The following is a 920-nucleotide window of genomic DNA, read 5'->3' on the forward strand; positions in this document are numbered from 1 at the left end:
CCGGGGTGCCGGGGTGCCGGGGTGCCGGGGTGGTGGTGTGTTTCGGCGAGGTGGTCGAGGCGGACCGCGTCGAGGCTGGTCGAGGTGGTGCGTTCGGTGCCGTCGAGGATGGCGGTGATCGCGGCTTGGCGGATCAGGCGGGCCAGGCTGTCGATCCCGCCGACGGTGCGCTGAGGGAGGAGGTCCAGGGCGGCTTCCACGCCGGCGATCAACTCGGTGAACGGTTCGCGTTTCCCGAGCCGTGCCGCGAACGCGCCGCACTCGACCAGGGAGGGCCGCCCGGCGAGTTGCGCGCCGCGTACCCTACCGGACAACAAGGTGGCGACCACGTCGATGCCCGCGCACACGAACGTCGCCCCGATGCGTTCGGTGAGGTCTTTCAACAGGTCGGCGGTCTCGGCGCCGGTGGTGGTACGCGGGTGGTGGAGGCGGTGGATCTCGTGGCACAAGACCTGTTCGGCCCCGAACACCCCTTCGTCCTCTTGGTGTTCACCTCGCCGCGCCGCGAGATCCAGGCCCGCGCCGCCCGTCCGCGGGGCGATCCGTGTCCGCTTCCGTGCCCGCTTCCACCGTCGCTTCCGCGACCGACCACGACACACAGGGCGTTTCCCCAGGTCACATCCCGGACAAGGGGTCCTCCAAGCGTGCCTACAACCCCTCCTCCCCGTATCCGCGCAGGTCCACCGCGCGGTCCAGGGGCGAGGTGCTCGCCGCACTCGCGGTCGTCAAGCTCACCACCCCCGCGCAACTGCGCCTGCTGTTGCCCACCGAGCGCGGCGACAAGGCGGTGCGCAACGCGCTGAACGACCTCGCCCGGCACCGGCTCGCCACCTCGGAGGGCCGCGAGGGGGCCGAGTACCGCAAGATCGGGCGCCTGACGCCGGCTGGGCAACGCGCCGCCCTCGCCACGCTGCCCGCAG

The 920-nt window shown here is 72.2% G+C and carries 1 protein-coding gene and 1 pseudogene; one reads left to right on the plus strand and one right to left on the minus strand.

The genetic code is table 11. The features are described 5' to 3' along the window. Positions 1–470: ATP/GTP-binding protein (locus GT354_RS40250; protein WP_346012391.1), on the minus strand; the 470-nt coding region annotated here is incomplete at its 3' end. 74 nt (positions 471–544) lie between these two features. On the opposite strand from GT354_RS40250, the pseudogene GT354_RS53015 reads away from it, so the two are divergent. Further along, positions 545–920: pseudogene (locus tag GT354_RS53015) on the plus strand (hypothetical protein); the annotation flags it as partial.

The sequence above is a fragment of the Streptomyces sp. SID3343 genome, assembly GCF_009865215.1.
Classification (GTDB): domain Bacteria; phylum Actinomycetota; class Actinomycetes; order Streptomycetales; family Streptomycetaceae; genus Embleya.